Source organism: Legionella qingyii, from assembly GCF_003990155.1.
In the GTDB taxonomy this organism is placed as follows: Bacteria; Pseudomonadota; Gammaproteobacteria; order Legionellales; family Legionellaceae; genus Legionella; species Legionella qingyii.
Genome location: NZ_RZGX01000001.1, coordinates 66,942 through 91,355 on the forward strand (window position 1 = coordinate 66,942; position 24,414 = coordinate 91,355).

Genomic DNA, 24,414 nt, shown 5'->3' on the forward strand with positions numbered 1-24,414 from the left:
TAATAATTATACATAAGATCTTTGTTTGAGTTAATTATTATGCCTAATTTTCTTATCAAAACAGCCGATACTTTATTACTTGATGTTCCTCGAGGTAAACGTTATGTAGGTGAGCCTGATATACTTAGAGCTCAACCTGCTCAAAAAGGAGGTACTTGTGCGCTCTATGCACTAAATCCGTTGCGCTTTCGTTTTGGGAAAAATGATAGGGATCCAGAGCATGGAAAAGAACGATTTATTGAGTTAGTTTTCTCAGAATATCGTCGGGGATTAAATAAAATTGAATTCGATAAAAACACTGCCAAATTGTTATCAGAAGAATTTGATGACTTTATTGCAGAACAAAAAGATAAGAATATTACCCAAGAGGTGATAAAAAACTTCATTAAAAAGTTGGAAGCGGATATGGAGGACCTTAAGTTCCTATCTATGGATACTTCTAAAATAAAACAACAGATAGAAACCTATATTGAATTTTGTAATGATTATATCAAAAAGTATAATCAATATGATGATTTTGAAGAATACCTCAATAAACGGGAATACGTTGATTGTGTCGCATTAGCAGAAAAAACGCTTGACCGTTTAAAACATATAACGGGTTTTGATGCCGAAATTGCAATACAAAATCATTTAGAGTTATGTATTAAATCAGTGGTAAAATCTCATGAAAATTATTGTGATAATATACAATTAAATAAAGATAACCCTGAGCTCATGGCTCCTTTCTACCATCAGGCAGTGGTTCGTCTGGCTGCATCATGCTATCAATTAGAGGGTTCAGAGTGGGATCCTTCAAAACCGATTGATGGACTCATGGAGATACTTCAAGAGTACGGTCCTATGGTAATTTATACAGCCCCTAGTGTCGTATTTATTCCTGGAATATGTACCATTGAGAGCAGTACTGATAAATATCAAATTCATACTAAGAAACAAGGCCCTCAAAAAACAATTGAAGGCAGCCATTCGCTTTTAATTGTTGGGGCAGAGCGCGGAAAAGAAACGGATTATGTCTATTTGATGGACCCTAATGTTCCAGCTCCATTAACTGGCCCATGCCAATTCTATAAAATTACTTACAAGGAACTTTTAGATAATCTTGTTAATATTTATGGGGTATCTATCAAAGAAGATGCTGATAAAATTATAGGACCTTTCGCTTTTCAAGCGAAGAAAGGGAATTTTGATAGAATATTTCAGTTTGTCGAGGGTTCAGTAAAGTATGAAAAATTAGCCAACACCAAGAAAACCTCTATTGATCTTTTTTTAGAGGAGATTGTTCAGCAAACGGAAGAAAAATTGGCTAAAAAAACATGATTGATTGAAGTGATGTATTGAGTTTCACCTAACAAAAATAGGGATAAGTCAATGATGCAACATGGACATTGTGATCACACACATCATCAAAAAAAAACATCAGAACCAATGAATGCACATCAGGGCTGTCACCGACATCATCAGATGCAAAGACAGCCAGATTATCCGGATAGTTATCGGACTGTGACCGGAATTTACACTTGTCCTATGCATCCAGAAATTCGTCAATCCGCGCCCGGAAATTGTCCCATTTGTGGCATGGCCCTAGAACCGGAAAGCGTTTCCGCAGAACAAGAAAATCCAGAATACAAGAGCATGAAGCATCGGTTTTGGTTAGCACTTATTCTGAGTATACCTGTATTTGTATTAGAAATGGGTGGACATGTGTTTCATGATTTTATCTTGGCAAATAGTTCTGCCTGGATTCAATTTGTATTCGCAACCCCCGTAGTTTTATGGTGTGGTTTTCCTTTTATCCAACGCGCGTTCATTTCACTGAAAACACGTCAACTGAACATGTTCACCCTTATTGCTATGGGGATAGGTGTTGCATGGGTTTACAGTACCATCGCCTTAGTATTACCCGGTTTATTTCCTGCTGCCTTACAGAATCAAGGTATGATCAACGTTTATTTTGAAGCAGCTGCAGTCATCACCACTTTGGTTCTGCTAGGTCAAGTGCTGGAATTAAAAGCACGAGAACAAACAGGAGGTGCTATTCGCGCTTTATTGAACCTGGTTCCTGAAAGTGCGCGTCGAATTGATCCAAAAGGTAATGAGGAGGAAGTAACCTTGGATCAAGTCCAGGTTGGGGATAAGCTCCGTGTTCGACCTGGAGAAAAAATACCCGTAGATGGTGAGGTGTTTGAAGGACGCAGCACTGTCGATGAGTCTATGGTTACTGGGGAATCGATGCCAATCAGTAAAAATGTGGGCTCAAAAGTGATTGGAGCCACAATAAACCAGAATGGCAGTTTTATAATGAAGGCAGAGCATGTTGGCAGCGATACCATGCTAGCACACATTGTACATATGGTCAGTGAAGCGCAACGCAGCCGAGCTCCTATTCAACGACTGGCCGATACAGTTTCTGGTTGGTTTGTGCCTGCGGTAATTTTGATTGCTGTAGTTGCTTTCATCGCTTGGTTCTTCCTGGGCCCGCAACCTGCGTTCAGCTATGGTTTACTTGCAGCGGTTTCAGTGCTGATTATTGCCTGTCCTTGTGCTCTAGGATTAGCCACCCCCATGTCCATTATGGTTGCTGTCGGCAAAGGTGCGCAGAATGGTGTATTAGTTAAAAATGCAGTGGCATTGGAACAAATGGAGCAAGTGAAAATTCTTGTTGTTGATAAAACGGGTACTCTGACCCTTGGTCACCCTAAATTAACCCAAATTATCACAGAAAAAGAGTTTGAAGCTGATGAAATACTCGCTCTAGCGGCTGCACTAGAACAGCAAAGTGAACATCCTCTTGCCAATGCAATTATGACTGCAGCAAAAGAGAAACAATTATCACTTGCAGCAGTATCAGATTTTGAAGCAGTTTCGGGAAAAGGAGTTATTGGCAAGATCGATGGTTTAAAAATTGCGCTTGGGAATCTGCAATTGATGCGAGAATATGGGACAAATAATCCCTCACTTATTGAGCGTGCAGATGAGTTACGTGCCGAAGGAGCAACCGTGATGTTTCTGGCTATCGCAGGTGAAACGGTGGCGCTTCTGTCAGTTGAGGATCCTATTAAATCGAGCACACCTGAAGCCATACTTGAGTTGCAAAAAAATGGGATTGAGGTCTATATGCTCACTGGAGACAGTCAAAAAACCGCAGAGTCAGTGGCGAGTCGGTTGGGTATCAATAATGTGATTGCTGAAATTATGCCCGAGGATAAGCGTCGCGTAGTTAGTGAGCTCAAAGAGAAAGGCTTTATTGTGGCAATGGCAGGGGATGGGGTGAATGATGCTCCAGCTTTGGCAATAGCGGATATTGGTATTGCAATGGGTACAGGTACTGATGTAGCAATTGAGAGTGCGGGTATTACTCTACTCCATGGTGATTTGAATGGAATCGTTAAAGCCTACCACCTGTCTCGGGCAACAATGAGTAACATACGCCAGAATTTATTCTTTGCCTTTATTTATAACGGATTAGGAGTTCCGCTGGCTGCAGGAGTATTGTATCCAGTAACCGGATTGCTGCTCAATCCTATTATCGCTGCAACTGCAATGGCATTAAGCTCTGTTTCGGTGATTATTAATGCCCTCAGATTACGAAGAGCCATGCTTTAAAATAGCCTTGTTTCAATACATTCTATAAACTATAGTCTGGTTATTGATGTGATTTAATTGATACAAAAATTTTTATGCCTAAAGTACTCATGAGCGCTTGTCTTCTTGGTCAAAAAGTTCGTTATGATGGGGGAGATTGCTTGCAAAGCCATCCACTTTTGCAGCAATGGTTTAAGGAAGGAAACATAATTACCATTTGTCCGGAAATGGCTGGTGGGCTACCTACACCAAGACCTCCTGCTGAGATTCAGGGTAAAAAATCGGGTGCTGATGTATTAAAGAAAAATGCTTTAGTCAAAACAAATAGCAATCAGGATGTGACTGATTTTTTTCTTCAAGGGGCGCAAAAAGCACTTGAGCTTGTAAAAAAATATCACATACGTGTTGCTATTTTAAAGGCGAGAAGCCCTTCTTGTGGGTTAAGTGAGATTTATGATGGAACTTTTACTCGCACATTAATAAAAGGTGCAGGTGTTACTGCCGCGCTATTAATGGAACACGGTGTTCAGGTATTTGATGAAAATCATATTGATGAGGCATTTCGTGTCGCAACTGCATTAGGGTAAACCTCAGGAATACAAGTTCATAATTTGTGTCTATATTGAAAGAAATTTATTTTCAAGGAGGAGTTGTAATGGAATACAAATGTCATAAATGTGGAATGGGCGTGAAAAACTTAACGTGCAGCAAATGTAATTCACCATTGGTTAACGATGTTGTCAAGACGAACGATGGTATGGTTCAAGTAGCGAAATGTCCTAATAGATGTGGGCAAATTAAATCACCAACATGTTGTGGTCACGATATGGTATGTTCTGATTAATTATTGGCTATGAATTGTGGCTGGGTGGGGCGTAGCAAAAACCGGGTTTATTCATACTTATATAGAAAATTTCTGAGTTCTGCTACCTTCTATTAAGTTATTAATCTTAGCCTACGCCCCGTGTTCTGACCCTGAGAGGGAGGCGCTTTTGGTGACCATCTCTCAGACCTAAAGCGCAATACGTAGAACATCTATTATTAAATAATAAGCTGCCTTTTATAGTTCAGGACTTACGAAAAACCCAATCTCTTCGTTAAAAACATTTTTTGCCTCGACCTTGGGGTTTTCGTAAGTCCTGTAGTTGTGTTATCTCAGTGATAACACAAGCAAGAAGGTATGGGATGTAGCAAGACACATGTTCATTAACTTATTTACGGCAAGCTTGCAAATAGATGGATTTGTAAATTAAGAATAAATCCATATTTCATACAATATTCTGCTGCATATTCGTGATTACGTTGATTTTTTTCCAGATCTAAAAGACCTGGCTCCCAAAAGCTGACCACTTCATTGATTTCAGAACGTTCTGCCAAAGTCAAATCCTGTCCTTTATCTCGAATGGCGCGAACACGTTGCGGTTCTTTTTGGTATCTATTCATGGGACTCACAAACACCTGTTTATTCGTTTTTTCAGCCCATTCATGTGCCCATGCCGGTACTTCGCTATAGGGTTTGTATTGATCTTCTTCGGGGGCTGACATGACAAACTTCAAATAATCAGCTCGTTCCAACATTTTTGCATTGGGTTCCAAGTATCGAATCGTTCGCCCATTTTTTTCCAGGCATTTGGGACTAACTACTAATATCGTGCTTTTTGGAAGGTCAGATAAAATAGAAATACCGTTCGATTCAATTTGAGTATATTGGAAATACGGTTGGGCTTCCTCTAAAAAGGCAGATAAATTTTGTTGTAATGAGGGTTCCCCACCAGTAATGACTAAAATTATTTTTTTTGCCAGACCCTGGGCCCAGGAGGGGGTAGAGAGACTCCGATTCTGAAAAAAAGCATCAATTAGGTTATCTGCTTCCTCCAATAAAGAGGAAAAACTTCTCCATTCACCAACGTCAAAGTAAGTATCACAAAAAGAACATGCTAAATTACATTTGGCTAGACGAATAAAATAGGCAGGATGACCACGAAAAGGCCCTTCTCCCTGTATGGTAAAAAAACGACTGGTAACAAAAAGTTCACCTGGATTTGCTGTTTTAAAAAAGGATTTTCCTACTTTTTCGTTCAGGCCGAACATTGATTTACCCTGGCGTGTATAAAATTTTTACATATTATACTCCATTGCATTTAAAATGTTAGCACTTGCTATTTATTTTTATTTTATAGTTGTATTGCGTGGTTACTTTTGGCTAGCTACTGATTGGATCAAGGAAAATCGTTTGATTAAATTGATGTTTTCTGAGGCCAATTGATAAATTCTTTCAATTGTTTGCTGGCTTATTTGATTGAAAGTGAGTCTTATTTCATTTTGTTGGGACTGTGGTATTGGTAAATATTCATGCGAGTGAAGAATTTTTTTCATTGAATTCAAATCAATAGCATCAAAAGCATAAAAATTATTGCGAGTATAAATTTCAAGGGGAAATGATGCCTTCTTTATTTCAGGATTAAAATTCAATTTACTAAAAGGTAGTTTATTATAGTTGGAGCAATTCAGATCTTTATATCGTTTTATGAAGTTTATTCGATTTAAATAGAAAAAATCTTGCGAAATGCCGCTTAGTTTTCTGTTTATAAAAGAGCAGTTAATTAAGGGGAGGCCCAGGCCTACATAATTGATAAAAAGCAATTCAAATACTCGTTCAATGTAGATTTCTATTTTATGTTCATGATGATTTATTAATGCTTCGTGAATAAATTGAAAGTCGAGTCCTTTCCATGGTGTTGTATCGAAATGTAAATACCAAAGAAGGTAGTAAACTCCATCCCATGGTTGTGCGTAATACTGCTCTGCTATTTTATTTTGCAACTTACGAATCTCATGAACGAGAGATGGGGTAATAATATAAGGAATTTTGGGCTTTAAACAAACCGCCATGCCATTTGTTTTATGATCACGAATGGCGAGTAACTCGATATTATGCACAGCAATCCTGATTAAAATAAAAAAAACAATATAAATAAGGGAAGAACATATAGAAGTGTAGTAAAGAAATCTGGATTTTTCAAAAAAACGCTTTTTTTATTGTTTATGGGCGTTAGAAACCAGTCGTACATCTATTATACTTGAAATGTGTCTTAATTGTTCACAAAGTTGGGTTAATGATTCTTTAGGTCCCGATATATCAATCAGGTTCACAGCAATTGCCCCACGTGATTTATTTTCCATTTGTTCAATGTTGTAGTTTAGTTTTGATATATTTTGGGTGATTTTCCCCATCGCTCCTGGGGCATTTTTGTTGATAATTAATATACGGTAACAATTCGGTACTTGAGTTGCTGAGAGGGATATATTAGGAAAATTAACAGAATATTCGATGATGCCATGTTCTAAATAATTACAAATATTGCGAATGACCATTTCTGCAGCGCTTTGTTCTGCTTCCTGAGTACTTGCTCCCAAATGGGGGAAGGACAAAACATTGGGATGACCGGCCAAATTAACTGTTGGGAAATCTGTAATATATCCCATGATTTGCTGGTTATTTAATTGTTGCAAAATCGCAGCTTCACTGACTATTTGTTCGCGCGAAAAATTGAGTAACAGCATATGGGGTTTAACCAAGGTAATATTTTCTTCATTAATTAAATGAGTTGTAGCTGAATTTAAAGGGATATGTAGGGTAATAATATCTGCATGAGCAAGTAATACATTCATTTCCATAACTTTTTCAACTCCAGGCATCAAAGCCAGAGCATTAGTCAAAGTCATATTCGTATCAAAACCCAATACCTTCATTCCTAAAGCCAGCCCAGCATTAGCTACTTTGACGCCTATATTACCTAAGCCTATGACCCCCAAAGTTTTACCTGAAATTTCATGGCCAATAAATTTCTTTTTTTTAGTTTCGATTTCTTGATTGAATAAATGCTCCTCCTCTTTTGACAGTTCAGTAATAAAGGAGCGGGTTTCATCTAAATGTCTATAACCCATTATCATGGCAGCCATCACCAATTCTTTTACTGCATTGGCATTTGCTCCGGGAGCATAAAATACCGGAATACCCATATTCGTAAGTACATCAACAGGGATATTATCAATACCGGTTCCGGCTCGTGCTACCGCCTTTAATCTTTTTGAAAATTGATGATTATGTAATTTATGGGAGCGCACAAGAATGGCATCAGGCTCAACTGGGTTAAGGCCTAGTTGATAAATGTCAGGATGAAACAAACTCAAGCCCTGTGGCGATATATTATCAAGAACTTGAATGATAAACATGGTCATCTCCCTTGATCAGAACAACAGAGTTATAAATTTCAGCAAGCCCCTGTTCATAATAAGCATAATATTGTGAAGGCAATTTTTTCAACTCATTCTGAGTTAGCCCTAAAGGGATTATCGGGTAAAAACTTGAATTGCTGATATAAAAATCAGAGTGATTTTTCACCCATTCCTTAGGATTTAGGCCTGCAAAACCAATAAATCGTGTTACTATTTCTCGAGCTTCCCAGTCACTTACGCCATCACCTATCAATAAAGAGCGTTCATCGGGTTTGAGTACTGAGGCAATTTCTATCGTTTTACCATTGCCTTGGGTCATATTGCTTTGTTCATCAAATCCTTGATAATTACCTTGCTCATCAAAATACACATCTACTGCGAGCACATTAGTTGCAGGAATTCCTAAAGTTTGGGCAAACTGAACCACTGCCAGTTTAATCCCAGCAGAAATAATATAGATTTTTTTATTCAAACTGTGTAATAGCTGAATGAGTTCTTGTGCTCCGGGAGCAATATGTTGTCTGTAGCATTCCGATAACTCTTCTATTTGTTTTCGAGTGGGTTGGACATAATCCAAGCGCTGGCGATAATCACTGGTAGTCATACCCGTTTTGCCCATACAGCGTGCAGTAATCTGATGTACTTGCTCTGCGACCCCGTTTATCGTTGCTAATTCATTAATGCCCTCAATAAGGGATAGGGTACCATCACAATCAAAGAAAAAAGTATTAATGGGGGTATTTATAGCCCAGGGATTCTGATGATGCATGTAATTGCCCCTATTTTTAAATTGAGATTCACAGAACTGGTGTTTCTGAGCTATGGTTATACGCCTCTTTGGCCATTAACCGGTGCAATTGTTCGGCAATTGTGTGCCAATAGTTTTTATCATAAATTATTCCTTGCCGTGGTTTATATTCATGGCGTTCTAACAGACGATTGAATTGTTCAAATAAATAAGTGGCAAAAGAGTGGTTTTCATAGCGGGTAGAAGGGTCCTCAAAAAATTGCTCCATCTGCTTCATAATTATATCAGTATTATCGCTAGCTTCTGCTTCATTGTTGATCTTTTCCGCTCTTATTTGTCCATCCTCGGTATGGCGCCACCAACTAAACCATCCATTAGGTTGGCGGGTGTTGATACCCAGTTTATAGTAATTACTATAAGCAATCCATGCACCCGATATGGTATTTTTCAACTCTTTAAGCCAGTCTACAGTTAAGTTTATATCTGTTGCACAACCTGTTATTTGCTCATTTTTTTTTAAAAAATCGTGCGATGATGCATTGAGTTTGCGCCGTGTCCGTGAAGGATTTTTATGCTTTATTTGGGGTCTTGATTTGGTAAGATGACTAAGTGGTTTCGTATGAGTATTATTTGTATCCGGATCAATGAATGTCACTGATGTTAATCTAGATTGTTCTCTGGCGGCAATTAATTGCGCCCTTCTTTGAGCAACTAATCCTGGAGGAATATCAAAATTGTTTTTTCCTGCAAATGAAGTTGACTGCTTATTCTTTTTGCCCATTATAATTCCTTATCCCTAAGTTATTCATTAGAGCTTCTGCATGTGCATTTTTTCATTTATTGCTGCGTTATCTCTGTTTCTGCACTGCTCATTTACTTCATGTAAAATCGGCTCCTCGAAACAAAAATGCCTTGTACTGAGGCAAAACCTACAGTTATGCAAGATCTCTATTTATTACATCAAATTGATATGATTCTAAGGCAACTTAATCATATAGGCTCTTTTTTTACTATGCAATAATCCTGATCCTAAATTCATCTTGCTTCAATTGTTAGAATAAGTTAAGGCTTAACGTCGTACCTCAAGAATAGGTCTATACTTGGAATATAATCGGTTCAGGAAAAGGAATGCCTATGAACGCTTATACTGTAGATATCCAACATCCAGTAACCATTCCCAGTAAAAATGTTTATCTCAACGGGTTTTTATTCATCCCTGAGGAGGCGAAGGGTATGGTGATTTTTGTACATGGAAGTGGAAGCAGTCGATTCAGCAATCGCAACCAATATGTAGCAAGCACCTTGAATGAAGGAAAATATGCAACGTTGCTTTTTGATCTACTTACCTCACAAGAAGATGTCATTGATAATGTCACTCGTGAATTTCGTTTTGATATTCATTTATTGGCCTCTCGACTTCTTGATGTAATTCATTGGTGTACCAAAGAATTTGCAGCATATCATTTTCCAATTGGTTTGTTTGGGGCTAGCACAGGAGGTGGTGCGGCACTTGTAGCAGCAGCACAGGGCCCTGATTTAGTCAAAGCGATTGTATCACGTGGTGGTAGACCAGATTTAGCCCGAAACTATTTACCTCAAGTCAAGAGCCCTACGTTACTTATTGTTGGTGGAGATGATGAGGTAGTTATTGGGCTTAATCAGCAGGCGATGTCTCAAATGAGCTGCATCACACAATTGGAACTGGTTCCCGGAGCAACTCATTTGTTTGAGGAGCCTGGAAAATTGGAGGAGGTTTCAAACTTAGCCAAAAAATGGTTTGACCAATATTGTATTGGATAAAGTTTGTGTCCGAGGAGGCTTTTATGAATAAGGATGCTTTGCAAAAGCTGGTCGATGAACTGAATGATACAATTGTCCCTTTGGGCGCCCAAGATGAAGATTATGATGCAGTGCTTGAGCAAATAGGCGATGCTCGTTTTGTAATGATTGGTGAAGCGTCCCATGGAACCCATGAGTTCTATCAGGCTCGTATTCAAATATCCCAACGTCTTATTAAAGAGTGCGGATTTATGGCAATTGCAATTGAAGGAGATTGGCCTGATGCTTATCGTGTCCATCGTTATTTACAGGGAGAAGGAACTATAGCTCATAGTGAGCAATCTTTGGATGCTTTTGAGCGATTTCCAACTTGGATGTGGCGTAATACGACGCTTCCTCCATTTCTTAATTGGTTACGTCTATATAATGACAGTTTGCCTGCAGCAAAAAAAATTGGATTTTATGGTCTTGATTTATATAGCTTAAATTCATCGATGCAAGCAGTAATTGATTTTCTAAATAAAATCGATCCTGAAGCGGCACTACGTGCCAAACAGCGATATGCGTGTTTTGATCATCTTAATCAAGATCCTCAAATGTACGGCTATCTAATTAGTGCCGGAATTAAAAAATCCTGTATTAATGAAGCAGTGGCTCAATTAGTTGAATTGCAACACCGTGCTTTTGAATACCTGCATCGTGATGGAATTGCTGTTGAAGATGAATATTTCTTTGCAACTCAAAATGCTCGATTGGTAAAAAATGCAGAAAATTATTATCGCTCCATGCTGGAAGGCAGGGTTTCAACATGGAATATCCGAGATACTCATATGGCAGAAACACTTAATGTCTTGGCTGATCATTTGGAAACACGCTTCAATAAGCCGGCTAAAATCATTATTTGGGCGCATAATTCACATGTTGGGGATTCGCGTGCGACTGAAATGGGTGAACGTGATGAATTTAATCTGGGGCAGTTGGTACGCGAGCAATATGGCATAAATTCTTATTCTCTTGGTTTCTCAACTTATGAGGGCACTGTTATGGCTGCATCTGATTGGGGAAGAGCAGGAGAGAAAAAGCACATAAGACCTGGTTTGCCAGGAAGCTATGAAGAACTCTTTCATCAGCTAAAATACAAGAATTTTTTCTTAAATTTACTCAATAATGAGAAATTGGAATACTATTTAAATATTCCTCGCTTGCAGCGGGCTATAGGAGTGGTCTATCTTCCAGAAAGCGAACGCTTCAGCCATTATTTTTTTACGCGACTTCCTTATCAATTCGATGGGTTAATTCATTTTGATAAAACGAGCGCTTTAAAGCCATTAAGTCAAAAACAGCTTATGACCAATCAATGATAACAAAAAAGGATACCTTTTGATGTATGTAAACTGGATGTAGCAGAGTGGAACTCGCGATTCTGGAATACTTCAATTACCCGGGTTTTGCTGTGAGTCCCCAGGCTACGATTATTATTTGATATGTAATGTGGCTAAATCTTCTTCATTCAGAGTTTCTTTTTTCAATAATAAAGTCGCGCCTTTTTCTAAAATTTTAATATGCTTTTTTATAATATTTACGGCATCATCAAATGCGGTTTGGATAATTTTGCGGACTGCTGCATCAATCTCACAAGCAGTTTCTTCACTAAACTCACGATCGTGAGGCGTCATAGGAGACTCCAGGAATGGTGAGTGTTCTTTCTGGTAGGTTACAGGTCCGAGTTCTTTGTCCATGCCGTAACGCATGACCATACTTCGTGCAATATCTGTTGCCTTGGCAAGATCATCGGCTGCTCCCGTTGAAAATCGACCAAATACAACAAATTCTGCTGCTCTTCCTCCGAGCAATACCATCATTTTATTTTTTAATTCTTCCTCAGTCATCAGATAGCGGTCTTCAGTGGGGCGTTGAATGGTATACCCCAAACTCCCTATGCCGCGTGGAATAATAGAAACTTTGTGCACCTGATCTACATTAGGTAAAGAAAGCGCGATCAAAGTGTGCCCCATTTCGTGATATGCCACTGCTTTTCGCTCTTCAGGATTGAGTAAGCGATTCTTTTTCTCCAAACCCGCTACAATTCGTTCAACAGCGTTGGTAAAGTCATCCATGCTTACAGATTCAGCATCATGACGCGTGGCAAGCAAAGCTGCCTCGTTGACGAGATTTGCCAAATCTGCACCAGAAAAACCCGGCGTTAAGGCTGCAATTGTTTCAGGATCAATATCGGAGGCTTTTTTTATTTTTTTCAGATGAACATTTAGAATTTCTACTCGGCCTTTTTTATCAGGTCGATCGACGAGTACATGGCGATCAAAACGTCCAGCACGCAATAATGCCGGATCAAGAATTTCTGGTCGATTCGTCGCGGCGAGTAAGATTAATCCCTCACTGGGGTCAAAGCCATCCATTTCAGAAAGTAACTGATTTAAAGTCTGTTCCTTCTCATCATGTCCACCGCCAAGAGGATATGCACCACGTGCTCTCCCCAAAGCATCAAGCTCATCAATAAAAATAATTGCCGGAGCTGTTTCCCGTGCATGGATAAAGAGATCTCGTACGCGTGCAGCCCCAACACCAACAAACATTTCTACGAATTCTGAACCATTAATTGAAAAAAATGGTACTCCTGCCTCTCCTGCCACCGCTCGTGCGAGTAATGTTTTACCTGTTCCAGGAGGACCAACTAAAAGTACTCCTTTAGGTATATGGGCTCCGATACGAGTATAATGCTGCGGATTCTTGAGGAACTCGACGACTTCCATAAGCTCAGCTTTTGCTTCATCTACTCCTGCAACATCTTGAAATGATACATGTGTTTCTTTTTCCATGTAGATTTTAGCTTTACTTTTCCCAACATCCAAAACTCCGCCAGCAGCTGAACCCATGCGCCTTATCAAAAAACTCCACAAAGCAAAAAAAAGTAATGCAGGAATAATCCAAGACAGTATCATGGTTAGCCATTTGTTTTCAGCTTGTCCATTAAATTGTACTTTTGCTGCTTCCAGAGTGGATACAAGAGAGGGATCATTAATACGGACTGTAGTAATCTGGGGTTCTTTGCCACCGTATTCTTTTATTTCTTTGAGTTTATCTTCTGGGAGTAATTCTGTTAAACCTTCAGGTTTTAAGTTTGCGGTAATATAGTCTTGAGTAAGTAAGACGTTATCTAACTTATCTGCTTTCAAAAGTTTTATAAAATCGCTATAAGCAATATCTACAGGATGTGATGCGAAAAAATAGTTCTGGAATAAGAGGATAATCCAGAAAATCATCAAAATATACCAGAGCGAAAACTGCCATTGTTTATTTTCCACCACTCCCCCTGATTTAAGATTTTTATCTTACTTAGTAGAGAAAACGAACTGGTTTTATACAGTATATACCAAACGATGAATGATCATGTCATCAGTATTAGCCAAATTTGATATTTTTTACGTGTAGATGTCATGCCATGATGCCTAATTGAGCAATACTAGCGCTCATTTTTTAAGTCGCAAATCGATAAATTTGGGTGTGCTAACTATTCCAGAAGATAATAAGAAAAGAAAAAGTGAGATATCTGAATCTGAATTATTTGAGGGGGGCGCAATATACCGCCAAAAAATCATCTTTGAATTAATATAGGGAACGAATATAAAAAATCATCAAAATACCAGCAAACTGCTGTTGGTTTCTACTACACTTTCAATTTAAGACTATTATTTTTTTAGTAGAAAAAATGAGCTGATTTTATCACTCCATGTTATAGGATAAATCATCATGTCCTCAGCCTTACTTCCATTCCATATTTTTTTATGCGGCGATGTCATGACTGGGAGAGGAATTGATCAAATTTTAACGCATCCTTGTGAACCACAACTCTATGAATCTTATGTTACAGATGCCCGTATTTATGTTTCCCTTGCCGAAAGAGCTAATGGTACGATTCCTCTTGGCAACAAAGGAGCATATGTGTGGGGGGATGGCTTAAATGAATTAAAGCTAAGGAAACCAGATTTTCGTTTAATTAATTTGGAAACAAGCATTACCAGCAGCAATACTCCATGGCCATCGAAGGGGATCAATTATCGCATGCATCCTGAGAATATAGATGCTATTACTTCAGCACATATTGATGTTTGTGCTTTGGCAAATAATCATGTATTGGATTGGGGTAGAGAAGGTTTTTTAGAAACACTATTGACTCTGGATAAGGCACGAATAGGTTATACTGGTGCTGGAAAAAACATTCAGGAAGCAACTGCACCAGCAATTCATTTTATTCCGGGTTTCAAGGGTAGAGTTCTCGTGTTCTCTATGGGGCTTAGTTCCAGTGGTATTTTCAAAGAATGGGGTGCTACCCAGGAACAGCCAGGAGTATGGTTGCTACCTGATCTGCAAGAAGATTCCATCAAGCAAATAAAGAACATAATTGAGAATTATAGAAAGTCAGAAGATTTATGTATTGTTAGCATTCATTGGGGGGGGAATTGGGGGTATGAGATCCCAGCCCAACATCAGCAATTTGCTCATAGACTTATTGATGAAGCAGGCGTTAACGTGATTCATGGTCACTCATCACATCATCCCATTGGTATTGAATGGTACCATCAAGGTTTAATTTTTTATGGTTGTGGCGATTTGATTAATGATTATGAGGGCATAAGTGGCTGGGAAGAGTTCAAAAGTGATTTGTCGGTGATGTATTTTCTCTCTTTTGATGCCCATTTACAGTTGTCACAATTGGAGTTGGTTCCAATGCTAAGAAAAAATTTCAAATTGCAGTATCCAAGTAACGATGCCTGTCAATGGATGGTGAAAAATCTTGCGAAATCTTCACAAGATTTTCAGACATCCTTTGAATTGAAAGACCATATCATTTATTGTTATAAATAGATTAGGGCAATTACTTAGGTTTCTAGTAATGATAAAACCAAATCACTGCAACCAGCTTCTTTAGGACTTTTTGCCTCGAATTAGAAGAATCGGCATCGACGCGTTGCGAATAACACCTTCTGCGACACTACCAAGCAATAAATGCTGATAGCCACGACGACCATGAGTTCCTAGGACAATCAAATCAGCAGGCCAATTTTTTGCTGCTTCAATGATTTTTTCAGCAACTTTTTCGGTAGAGGGATTCATTTCAAGAAGTTGTGCTTCACAGTCGGCATGCTGTTGAAGTGCTATGGTTTGCATCTTATTCAAAAATTGTTGACCATATTCTTTGAATGAAGCCTCAAGCTTCTCATAATCAACCCCGGTTCCAAGATAAGGAGCATAAAACTCATTTGTAATGTGCACAATTCGTAATTTTGCCTGATGCACTTTACTGAGCTTAATCGCTTCCTGGAAGGCTTGCATTGATGTATCGCTATCATCAATCGCAACTAAAATATTCTGATACATTTCTATTTCCTTATGAAAGTAATGGGTTCCACTGTTCAGCAATATCTTACCCTATAATCTAGAATGAAACATAGATAGAATGTTTTAATTAATTTTAGAAGAAATAAATGAATTAATTTTGAGTATGAATAACTGCATGAGGCAACTATGACTACGAACCATGAAATTTTATTTAGTCCTTTTAATTTAAGAGAGCTCACGCTAAAAAATCGCATTGTCATGGCTCCATTAACGCGAAATCGTTCAATCCATGGAATTGATACTCCTTCAGAACTTAACGCAGAATATTATGCGCAACGCGCGGATGCAGGCTTAATTATCGCCGAAGCAACGCAAATTTCGCCGACCGGAAAAGGATATGCTTGGACCCCCGGAATCTATTCCTCAGAACAAATTGCTGGATGGAAATTGGTAACGGATGCTGTTCACGCAAAAGGAGGGGCTATATATTTGCAACTTTGGCATGTAGGGCGAATTTCACATCCTTCTCTGCAACCAGGAGGCATTGCTCCTGTTGCTCCCTCAGCCATTGCGGCATCAGGACAGCGCACATTTATTGAAAATGGTACTTTTGTCGAAGTTGGAGTGCCACGTGCATTAAAGCTCAGTGAAATTCCCCGCCTTATTGAAGATTATCGAATTGCTGCAAGAAATGCTATTTTAGCGGGGTTTGATGGCGTTGAAATTCATGCAGCCAATGGATATCTCATTCATCAATTTTTGTGTGATGGGACAAATCATCGAACGGATCAATATGGCGGTTCAATTGCAAACCGATTACGTTTTGCACTGGAAGTGACTGCTACCATTGTTGATGAAATTGGCGCACATCGAACAGGAATCCGTCTCGCTCCAGTAAGTCATGCCAATGGAGTCACAGATACTGCACCTGCTGCTGTTTTTTTTCCACTTGTACGAGAACTGAGTCGATTTGAGTTGGCTTATGTTCATGTTATTGAAGGAGAAACTCAAGGGGCACGCGAATATTATGGTTTTGATTTCAACGCATTACGCAAAGAATTTAATGGCCCCTGGATGGTAAATAACGGTTATACATTGGAAATGGCCGACGAAGCAGTCACCAGTGGTTATGCCGATCTCGTGGCTTTTGGACGATATTTTATTTCCAACCCCGATCTGGTCATGCGGTTTAGAAAAAACGCGCCATTGAATGAATTAGATCGTGCAACTTTATACGGGGGCAGTGCAAAAGGATATACAGATTACCCATTTTTACAATCAAAACAATGGATGTAGATGAAATAAAATGATGCAAAAGCAATGGTTACTGGTTCTCTTTCTTTTTATTTTATTTGCTACCGTGGCGTATTTTTGGCAACGTTATTTCATTTATTTCCCATCTTCTGAACAACCTAATTTGCAAGATTTTCAGGCTGAAGACATGCAAATTATTAAAATCCCTGTTGCGAATGGATTGACTTTAAGTTCTTGGTATAAACCCTCCGTGGATAAGAAACCAGTAATTCTCTATTTGCATGGAAATGCAGGGCATATTGGCTATCGTATGCCTCTTGTTCGTCAACTTCTCTCAGAAGGGTTTGGTGTGTTATTACTGGAATATCGTGGGTATGGAGGAAATCCGGGAAGGCCAACTGAATCAGGATTATATCAGGATGCGCGAGCGGCAATACAATTTTTACAACAACAGGGGGTTGAAGAAAATCATATCGTGCTCTATGGAGAATCATTAGGAACTGGAGTTGCAACACAAATGGCGACAGAATTTCCTGTGTGCGCTTTAGTGCTGCAATCGCCATATACCTCATTAACGGCTCTGGCACGTTTTCATTATTCCTGGTTACCAATGCCCATGATTGATAAGTATGATTCTTTATCACGCATTCAAAAAATTCATGTTCCCATCTTGATGTTGCATGGGAAACTGGATGATGTTGTTCCTTACAATCAAGGTTTGGTTCTGTTTAATCAAGCCAACCAGCCTAAGGAATGGATTGAGTTTTCTGATAAAGGGCATCAGAACTTATGGAATGCTCATTTTGCGCAAGCAGTTATTGATTTTATTAATGTATATTGTGGCACTCACTCCAAGCAACTATTTGATAAATAATCCTCATTTAGCCTGCCGAGCCGAAAAGGTACATCTGCAGATTAATTGATAATAAATCTGATAAATTTTGAACCAATGGTCTTGCAGTAGAAAAAAATATTAACATAGAATGGTTTATGTTTCTTGTTAAGGGGTTATGGATGACCTATTTGAAGCACATTACCGTTATTTCTAATGCTCTCTTGTTAGTTCAGGGATTAAGTTTCGCAAAAACAAATACAGAAACAAGGATATGCGATGCCAGTATCCATAATCCCTGTATTGTGCAAGACAGTGAGCGTTCATCTTCTCCATTAAAATGGTTACGTGATGCCTCTATGATTGCCAATGCGTATGAAGGGAATACATTGGGCATTAACGAATTGACCATGTCTGGCAGTGAAGAGCCGAGTGAAAAGGGATGGAAAGATATTTCTGATTATATTGCCATGCATGGATATTTACGTGATAAGCCAGTACTGGTGTTGGATTTACGCCAGGAAAGCCATGGCTATCTTAATGGCAGAGCGATTACATTAGTAAGTGAATATGATTGGATAAATCGCGGAAAAACAAATGCCCAAAGTCTTGCAGATCAGGAAAATTGGCTCGGTTCATTAAAAACTCAGAAAAAAATAAGCGGAATTCTATCTTCGCAACAGTTCGCTGCCAAGGAGTTTTCCAGCGGCAAAAGCATCCCGGTAAAAAAGATAAAAAATGAAGCGGACATAGTTTCAAGATTAGGTTTTGAATATCATCGATTATACGTTACCGATCATTGTGCACCGTCTGATTCAGAAGTCGATGCCTTTTTAGCCATAATAAAAAATGCGCCTAAAGATACTTGGTTTCACATACATTGTAGAGGAGGAAAAGGGCGGACAACGAGTTTTTTTGTGATGTACGACATGTTAAAAAATGCAGATAAAGTGAGTTTTGAAGAAATTATTGCACGACACGCATCAATACCTCCCTATTATAATTTGTTTGAAGTCAATCGAGCAGAGCCTTACCTAACTCCTTATTATGAGCAGAGAATTTTGTTCCTTGCCCATTTTTATCAGTTTGCGCAACAGCGTTTAAAGGGATATCAAGGAACGTGGGGGCAATGGAATATGAGTAATTCTGAAAGGTTTGATAAGGTCAGGACTTGCGAAAAATCTCAAGGTCGAGGCAAAAAATGTTTTTAATGAGGGAGTTTAGATAGACTAAATGACCGAATTAAAAACATTTTTTAACAAAGAGATTGGGGTTTTTCGTAAGTCCTGAAGGTTTGATTGCGAGGATAATCTTGAACAATAATGCTGAAATAAAACTCGGTCGTAAATTGATAAGATATGGCGTTTTTTTATTTTTATTAGGCTTAATAACGGGGTTTATATTACCTTTAATGCATAATCCCAGAATGGGGCTTTCCAGTCATCTTGAGGGAATACTCAATGGTATTTTCCTAATTCTATTAGGATTAATATGGCCGCAATTAAATTTATCAACACGTGTACAGAGTTGTGGATTCGTTCTTTCTCTATTTGGCACCTATACCAATTGGGCAACCACTTTTTTAGCCGGAATGTGGGGCGCTGGTGCAGAAATGATGCCTATTGCTGGAGGTAATTTCTATGGGTTAGGCTGGCAAGAAGTGCTCATTAAATTGGGATTAATTTCCTTGTCATTGGCAATGGTTCTCGTCTGCTGCATAGTACTTTGGGGCCTGAGGGGAGCTACTCACAAAAAAAGTGAAAAAGAGATCTAATACGATACTCTTCTACTGTAAGTTTTATAGTTTGTACTATAGCGAGCAGCTTCAGCTCTGTATGCATTCCTTAACATATTTTTTGTGTGGCGGCAGTTGTATACCACTTTTCTCCAAGAAGGATTTGCTCCCACCAGCTCAGCATTTTTGACGCATTCATTTCTTGCCATTCCACCGGCTGTAACACTAACGCATCAGCCATTCGTTTTGACAAATCATACATCGCAACTCGTTTAGGAAGAGAGTCTTTCTCCCATTCATTAATTGCTTGCTGAACATCTTCATATTTCTTGAGATGCTCACTGAGGCTTAATGCATCCTGAATGGCTAAGGAAGCACCATTTCCTACATGGGGGCGTAATACTGTGCTCGCATCACCTAATAAAAGCGCTCCATCAGTCACAAGACGATAAGCACAGAAATCCACAATTTTCTGCATAAAAGGAGATTGAGTATCGAGGATTATTTGAGCTGCAGCCTGGGGTAACTTGTCATGTGCTAATTGATAGAGATGTTCTTTAGCTTTTACAGAAAAGTCGATAAAAGATGTTGGACCCAAATCTTCTAGATCCTCAAGAGCAATTTTTTCATAAAAAACCCAGTTCAATTTATTTTTTTTGTGATGATATACCGGATAAGTTAATAAATGTCCTTTATTAAAACAGTAATAAAGTCCTTGCTCATTAAAAAGAGTTTTATTTTGTATTCGTTCAAATTCCAAGGTCCCGCGCCATGCAACATAACCTGAATATTCTGGTTGCGCATTGGATATCAACTGTCTTCCAAAGGATTGAACACCATCGGCAAAAACAATTAAATCAAATTGCAGTGTTTTTCCAGATTCTAAAGTAATTTGGCCGGGGCCTTTATCCTTGAGTTTTACGTCTATAACCTTAACACCTTGAAGGTATATTGGGTCTGGTATTCTTTTCCTTAAATTGGTAAATAAAGTATCCCAGTGCAGGCTTGCCATGGAAATTCCCTGTTGCCATAAAAATTTCCCATAAACTGGTTCATTATCTGCCTGGCAATAAAAACTACGTGCAGTGCAAGTATGGGATAATGTGTCTTGATCAATAAGATTTTTGGCGAATAAAGCGTTTAGTAATTCAAGCGAAATCGTAATACCCGCTCCGCGCGACTTTAAATCATCTGCTCGCTCAAAAACTGTAACTTGGAATTGGTCTTTTAATAATAAGGCTAGGGCGCATCCGGCTATAGAGCCACCAATAATACCGATTTTCAATGTAATTTCTTCCTGAAAATTGAATAAATACAGTGGATTATATAAAGTAATCAAACAAAATCAATTAAGAGCAACTATAAGCACCGGGGTTTGTGTTAAACCAAAAATTTTCATAGGCAAAACCATGCTAGAGGCACTCGATGCGGTTTTCAAGCATGATTTGGTGAACGATATAGTCATTTTCCCACCAAACAACCTTAGATATGAGCCACAAAACGCAGGATTCCATTTGTACCTTGGGGACGATTTCTGGCATCTTGTTCAGAGTATACGTTTAAAAAAATAAAGTGGTTTTTGCTAAGACTATAGACCATCCCTGGACCAATTGCCCAAACACTTTCCTTCCGACCCGGGAATCCAACTCCATTAACCAAAGTGTCAGTAATCTGATTGAAAAAGTAGCCATTTACCCCCACAGTGAACTTTTCTAGTACCGCGTAACCTACAGCAATGTCTGCAAAAATAGCCTGTCCTGCTTGAATGGAGTTAACATTGGGTCCAAAGGCAACATTTGGACTATGATTGACACCATTCCACAGATAATGCAATCGCGCGGACGTAGACAATTTAGGCGTCATCCAAAACGTAAAAGCCCAATACGGATTTAAAGACCAAAAACGGCTGCTGGCATTAATTGCATTAATGCTGCTGTATCGTCCTATTGGGGCCACAACATCCAGTTCGATTCGTGAAACAAATAAAGGTCCTTTTCCATCTTTTCGCATAATTGGATCGAATTGCAGCGCAGGCCCAATCCACAAATCACCTGGTCCATTTTCTGCTTTTAACACGCTATTTCCCAATCCATCATCTACACGATCATTAACAACCCAAGGTAAAAGCGCAGAAAAACCTAAATTAGCTCCGAAAATTTTTTTTGTTGTAAGATAAATAAACTGAGTTATATTCGCTACAACATCAAGCTCTGTACGGGGCAGAGAGAGTCTATTGCCCTTGTTGTCGTTAAAGCGATTGGATGTGTAGTACTGAAAATAATCCTGGAAATAAAAGCCTGGGCCAGAAGGAGGCATTCCATCATAAAAACTGGTATACCCCAGATTCACAACCGGTTCATCGTAAGCCAGTGTTGGTGATGCGACCAATACGATTACTAAACTAAAAAAAGAATGCAGTATCCCTTTCCATTGCATAAAAAATTGTCCTTTCTAAATCTGTCTCTTTTTTGGAGTTACTCAATTGATATGTTCTATTATCTTGAACTAAATTATTGTTACTTTGAATGCTACTGCAGAAATATAAGCTTTTTCATGGCTCGGCGTTTTGTTTTGGAAGTTCCCAATCATTCCCTTTTGTATATCCATTAGCCATAATTAAATCATTATTCTTTGATAATTCATGAAATTATGTCTGATTTATGCAAGAAGGACAATATGAAAAAAATTGATTTTTTTATATGAGTCAATGATTAAACGTTAATGAGAGAAATTTAATAAAATGTTTCCCATAGATTTTAGATAAAATCCAAGTAAAGAAAATCACGCTACCTAGGGTCTATTGACGATTGCTTGATTAGCCTACGTTTCGCGCTTTATGCCGGCATCCAGTAAAGGCCGCTTTAAAAATAGGTACATTTTAGTGTGTCTCTTTATAGATCCAGCGCATAAAGCGCGAGAAGTAGGGGGAATTAAATGAAATGTCAATAGACTCTAGTATTTGAATGGAATTAAAAATAAAAAGAATGTAATTTCTTTAATGATATTCAGGAGTATTTGATGGAGGTAAATACAATGCGTACCGCATTTATAGGTCTGGACTATATTATTGATATTATGCATCCGCAAGGCAAGATAGCGCGCTCAGCCGCGCACTCTCAGGAGCGTGATATAATTAAAAAAGTAAATAAAGTTCTTAAAATTGCAAAATTAAAAAATTGGTTAACCATTTTGGTGAAAGTGGGCTTTAGTGCACATTATTCGGAACAACCAAAGCATTCGCCTATCTTTGGTAAGGTTCATGAATTGGATGCTCTGAAGCTTGGCTCTAAAGGAACAGAATTTCATCCTGAATTGCTGATTGGCGAAAGTTTAGTAATGGTGAAACCAAGAATTAGCGCATTTTATGGGACTGCACTTGATGCGGCGCTACGAGCAAACCAAATAGAACGAGTGATACTAGGAGGAGTCAGTACTTCCTGGGCAGTGCAAAGCACTGCTCGCGATGCTCATGATCGTGATTATAAAGTGTGCGTTGTTGAAGATATTTGTGCAGCGGCTAATCAGGAAGAACATCAATTTTCCATCCAATTAATGGAAAAAATAGCGCAAATTGTCACTGTAAATGAATTAAAAGGTATCTAATGTACGTTATTTCCAAGACGATACAAACATTAAAAGATGAAATTCTGATAGGGTCTTTGCTGCGAGGCATCATTGTATTGTGTCCCTTGGCTCTTCTTTATTTGAGTACCAATAACCCTATTTGGCTTCAATCTTCTGTTTTAACTATATCAACTCTTATTGTAGAGGAACGTCTTGAGCTTACTGCATTAGGAGTATTACTTCATGGGTGCATGATCGTTGTAATGTTTTATTTGCTATTTATCACCCAACTTATGCCTGTGCTGTATATTGTCTCATGCACCCTCGCTGCTACGACAGTAATTTTGGTTACAATAAAGGGGGAGAAGTTGCGCCCTTTAGGGAGTTGGACTTTTATTCCTGCCATTATTCTCGCTACAGAGTTTGCTGCAGAGACTAATCCTACGGCAATGTTACATCAGGCTCATCAATTTTTACCTTATTTGTTGATTGCATTGGTCCCTACTATATTGCTTGCCCAATTTGATGAAATAAGCGCATATTACAAAAAACGTGATATTCATTACCACCCATTGCGATTAGGAGGTTTAAATGATTTTGGAGAGCAAAATCCTTATGTTGAAAGCATGATCGCTATGGCAATCGCCGTTTGTATTTCAGCATTTTTGGTCGAATATTTTCAGATGCAAAACGGGCAGTGGATGATTTGGGGGACTGCCAGTGTCGTTACTGGCAATGTAACTACATCACCACAAAAATTGAGTCAACGTATTATTGGTGTATCATTAGGTGTTCCCTTAGGTATTTTATTCGGATTTATTCTTCCCAGCACACCTTTTGATTTGACCTTTGCCATTTGTGGCATTTTTTTAACTTTAGTTTCCTTTCGTCGTTATGTCATTGCATATTCTTTTCGGTGTTTCTTTGTTGCAACAACTGTGATGTTAGTCACTCATTCAGTCAGCGTTGCATCAGAGCGCTTGACGCATGTTATATTGGGCGGGATCATAGGGTTCGGTTCAGTTATATTCTGTCATTTTGCTAACCGTGCACACTCACATTGGATGAAAAAATAAAATTTAAAATGCAAACTTAGCTGAGTTTTTGCGATCATTGTCTTTCTATCTTCTCTGTATTTTAGCAAATTTCTTCTGTATTATTTTAAAGATCATCTGCAATATACCTTACAGGAGGTAAGCATGCGTAGTATTGTTTCTTCAAATTCTCTTAGTGCTATTTTATTGACTTTAATTATTATTCCGACCCGCTCATTGGCAGCACAAAAATCTCATCTTTGATAAGTAAAGGCAAAAAAATAAG

The 24,414-nt window shown here is 38.6% G+C and carries 22 protein-coding genes; 13 read left to right on the forward strand and 9 right to left on the reverse strand.

The window, feature by feature from the left end; genetic code table 11:
- Window positions 1-39: 39 nt before the first annotated feature.
- The 4 genes from ELY20_RS00235 to ELY20_RS00250 all read left to right on the forward strand — a co-directional run bounded on the left by ELY20_RS00235 (window position 40) and on the right by ELY20_RS00250 (window position 4,429).
- Window positions 40-1,320 (forward strand): hypothetical protein, encoded by a 1,281-nt coding sequence (locus ELY20_RS00235; RefSeq protein ID WP_110143258.1) that lies wholly within the window; start codon window positions 40-42, stop codon window positions 1,318-1,320.
- A gap of 54 nt (window positions 1,321-1,374) precedes the next feature.
- Window positions 1,375-3,606, forward strand: coding sequence for a copper-transporting P-type ATPase (locus ELY20_RS00240; RefSeq protein WP_110143301.1), 2,232 nt, complete (start codon window positions 1,375-1,377; stop codon window positions 3,604-3,606).
- Window positions 3,607-3,680: 74 nt separating this feature from the next.
- Entirely contained in the window at window positions 3,681-4,172 is a 492-nt protein-coding gene (locus ELY20_RS00245) for a DUF523 domain-containing protein (RefSeq protein WP_110143257.1), read from the forward strand.
- Window positions 4,173-4,240: 68 nt separating this feature from the next.
- Window positions 4,241-4,429, forward strand: a complete 189-nt coding sequence (locus ELY20_RS00250; RefSeq protein ID WP_110143256.1) for a hypothetical protein — start codon at window positions 4,241-4,243, stop codon at window positions 4,427-4,429.
- 371 nt (window positions 4,430-4,800) lie between these two features.
- Here the strand turns inward: ELY20_RS00250 and ELY20_RS00255 are convergent, their stop codons facing one another.
- The 5 genes from ELY20_RS00255 to ELY20_RS00275 form a co-directional block, all read right to left on the reverse strand.
- The gene (locus tag ELY20_RS00255) at window positions 4,801-5,676 is read right to left on the reverse strand and encodes a 7-carboxy-7-deazaguanine synthase QueE (protein WP_110143255.1); all 876 of its coding nucleotides are present in this window, start codon (window positions 5,674-5,676) and stop codon (window positions 4,801-4,803) included.
- Between the two features lie 102 nt (window positions 5,677-5,778).
- Window positions 5,779-6,525: a hypothetical protein gene (locus tag ELY20_RS00260; protein ID WP_110143254.1), complete on the reverse strand. Its 747-nt coding sequence runs from the start codon at window positions 6,523-6,525 to the stop codon at window positions 5,779-5,781.
- 96 nt (window positions 6,526-6,621) lie between these two features.
- Window positions 6,622-7,821 carry a 3-phosphoglycerate dehydrogenase family protein gene (locus ELY20_RS00265; RefSeq protein ID WP_110143253.1) on the reverse strand — a complete coding sequence of 400 codons (1,200 nt, stop codon included), beginning with the start codon at window positions 7,819-7,821 and terminating at the stop codon, window positions 6,622-6,624.
- The gene (locus ELY20_RS00270; RefSeq protein WP_110143252.1) at window positions 7,799-8,593 is read right to left on the reverse strand and encodes an HAD-IB family phosphatase; all 795 of its coding nucleotides are present in this window, start codon (window positions 8,591-8,593) and stop codon (window positions 7,799-7,801) included. Before ELY20_RS00270 ends, ELY20_RS00265 begins: the two co-directional genes overlap by 23 nt.
- A gap of 28 nt (window positions 8,594-8,621) precedes the next feature.
- Window positions 8,622-9,353: a hypothetical protein gene (locus ELY20_RS00275; RefSeq protein ID WP_110143251.1), complete on the reverse strand. Its 732-nt coding sequence runs from the start codon at window positions 9,351-9,353 to the stop codon at window positions 8,622-8,624.
- Window positions 9,354-9,706: 353 nt separating this feature from the next.
- On the opposite strand from ELY20_RS00275, the gene ELY20_RS00280 reads away from it, so the two are divergent.
- Both ELY20_RS00280 and ELY20_RS00285 read left to right on the forward strand, forming a co-directional pair.
- On the forward strand, window positions 9,707-10,372 hold the full coding sequence (locus ELY20_RS00280; protein WP_110143300.1) for a dienelactone hydrolase family protein: 666 nt from the start codon (window positions 9,707-9,709) through the stop codon (window positions 10,370-10,372).
- A 23-nt stretch (window positions 10,373-10,395) separates the two neighbouring features.
- The gene (locus tag ELY20_RS00285) at window positions 10,396-11,712 is read left to right on the forward strand and encodes an erythromycin esterase family protein (protein ID WP_110143250.1); all 1,317 of its coding nucleotides are present in this window, start codon (window positions 10,396-10,398) and stop codon (window positions 11,710-11,712) included.
- Window positions 11,713-11,826: 114 nt separating this feature from the next.
- On the opposite strand, the gene ftsH is transcribed toward ELY20_RS00285, so the two are convergent.
- Window positions 11,827-13,674, reverse strand: coding sequence for an ATP-dependent zinc metalloprotease FtsH (gene ftsH, locus ELY20_RS00290; protein ID WP_110143249.1), 1,848 nt, complete (start codon window positions 13,672-13,674; stop codon window positions 11,827-11,829).
- Between the two features lie 445 nt (window positions 13,675-14,119).
- Here ftsH and ELY20_RS00295 point away from each other — a divergent pair, with 445 nt between their 5' ends.
- On the forward strand, window positions 14,120-15,235 hold the full coding sequence (locus tag ELY20_RS00295; RefSeq protein ID WP_126955404.1) for a CapA family protein: 1,116 nt from the start codon (window positions 14,120-14,122) through the stop codon (window positions 15,233-15,235).
- Window positions 15,236-15,295: 60 nt separating this feature from the next.
- Here the strand turns inward: ELY20_RS00295 and ELY20_RS00300 are convergent, their stop codons facing one another.
- A complete protein-coding gene (locus tag ELY20_RS00300; RefSeq protein ID WP_110143248.1) occupies window positions 15,296-15,748 on the reverse strand; it encodes a universal stress protein in 453 nt (150 codons plus the stop codon).
- A gap of 147 nt (window positions 15,749-15,895) precedes the next feature.
- On the opposite strand from ELY20_RS00300, the gene ELY20_RS00305 reads away from it, so the two are divergent.
- The 4 genes from ELY20_RS00305 (at window position 15,896) to ELY20_RS00320 (ending at window position 19,569) form a co-directional block, all read left to right on the forward strand.
- Window positions 15,896-17,005: an alkene reductase gene (locus ELY20_RS00305; RefSeq protein ID WP_110143247.1), complete on the forward strand. Its 1,110-nt coding sequence runs from the start codon at window positions 15,896-15,898 to the stop codon at window positions 17,003-17,005.
- 13 nt (window positions 17,006-17,018) lie between these two features.
- Window positions 17,019-17,837, forward strand: coding sequence for an alpha/beta hydrolase (locus tag ELY20_RS00310; RefSeq protein WP_110143299.1), 819 nt, complete (start codon window positions 17,019-17,021; stop codon window positions 17,835-17,837).
- A 140-nt stretch (window positions 17,838-17,977) separates the two neighbouring features.
- Entirely contained in the window at window positions 17,978-19,006 is a 1,029-nt protein-coding gene (locus ELY20_RS00315) for a phosphatase domain-containing protein (RefSeq protein WP_110143246.1), read from the forward strand.
- 101 nt (window positions 19,007-19,107) lie between these two features.
- Complete coding sequence (locus ELY20_RS00320; RefSeq protein WP_199739203.1) at window positions 19,108-19,569, forward strand: hypothetical protein; 462 nt, start codon at window positions 19,108-19,110, stop codon at window positions 19,567-19,569.
- Window positions 19,570-19,639: 70 nt separating this feature from the next.
- Here the strand turns inward: ELY20_RS00320 and ELY20_RS00325 are convergent, their stop codons facing one another.
- Both ELY20_RS00325 and ELY20_RS00330 read right to left on the reverse strand, forming a co-directional pair.
- A complete protein-coding gene (locus ELY20_RS00325) occupies window positions 19,640-20,815 on the reverse strand; it encodes an FAD binding domain-containing protein (protein WP_110141629.1) in 1,176 nt (391 codons plus the stop codon).
- Window positions 20,816-21,012: 197 nt separating this feature from the next.
- Window positions 21,013-21,966, reverse strand: a complete 954-nt coding sequence (locus tag ELY20_RS00330; RefSeq protein WP_110141589.1) for a SphA family protein — start codon at window positions 21,964-21,966, stop codon at window positions 21,013-21,015.
- Between the two features lie 582 nt (window positions 21,967-22,548).
- On the opposite strand from ELY20_RS00330, the gene ELY20_RS00335 reads away from it, so the two are divergent.
- On the forward strand, window positions 22,549-23,133 hold the full coding sequence (locus ELY20_RS00335; RefSeq protein ID WP_233590451.1) for a cysteine hydrolase family protein: 585 nt from the start codon (window positions 22,549-22,551) through the stop codon (window positions 23,131-23,133).
- Window positions 23,133-24,170, forward strand: coding sequence for an FUSC family protein (locus ELY20_RS00340; RefSeq protein ID WP_110141588.1), 1,038 nt, complete (start codon window positions 23,133-23,135; stop codon window positions 24,168-24,170). Before ELY20_RS00335 ends, ELY20_RS00340 begins: the two co-directional genes overlap by 1 nt.
- The last annotated feature ends 244 nt before the right edge of the window (window positions 24,171-24,414 follow it).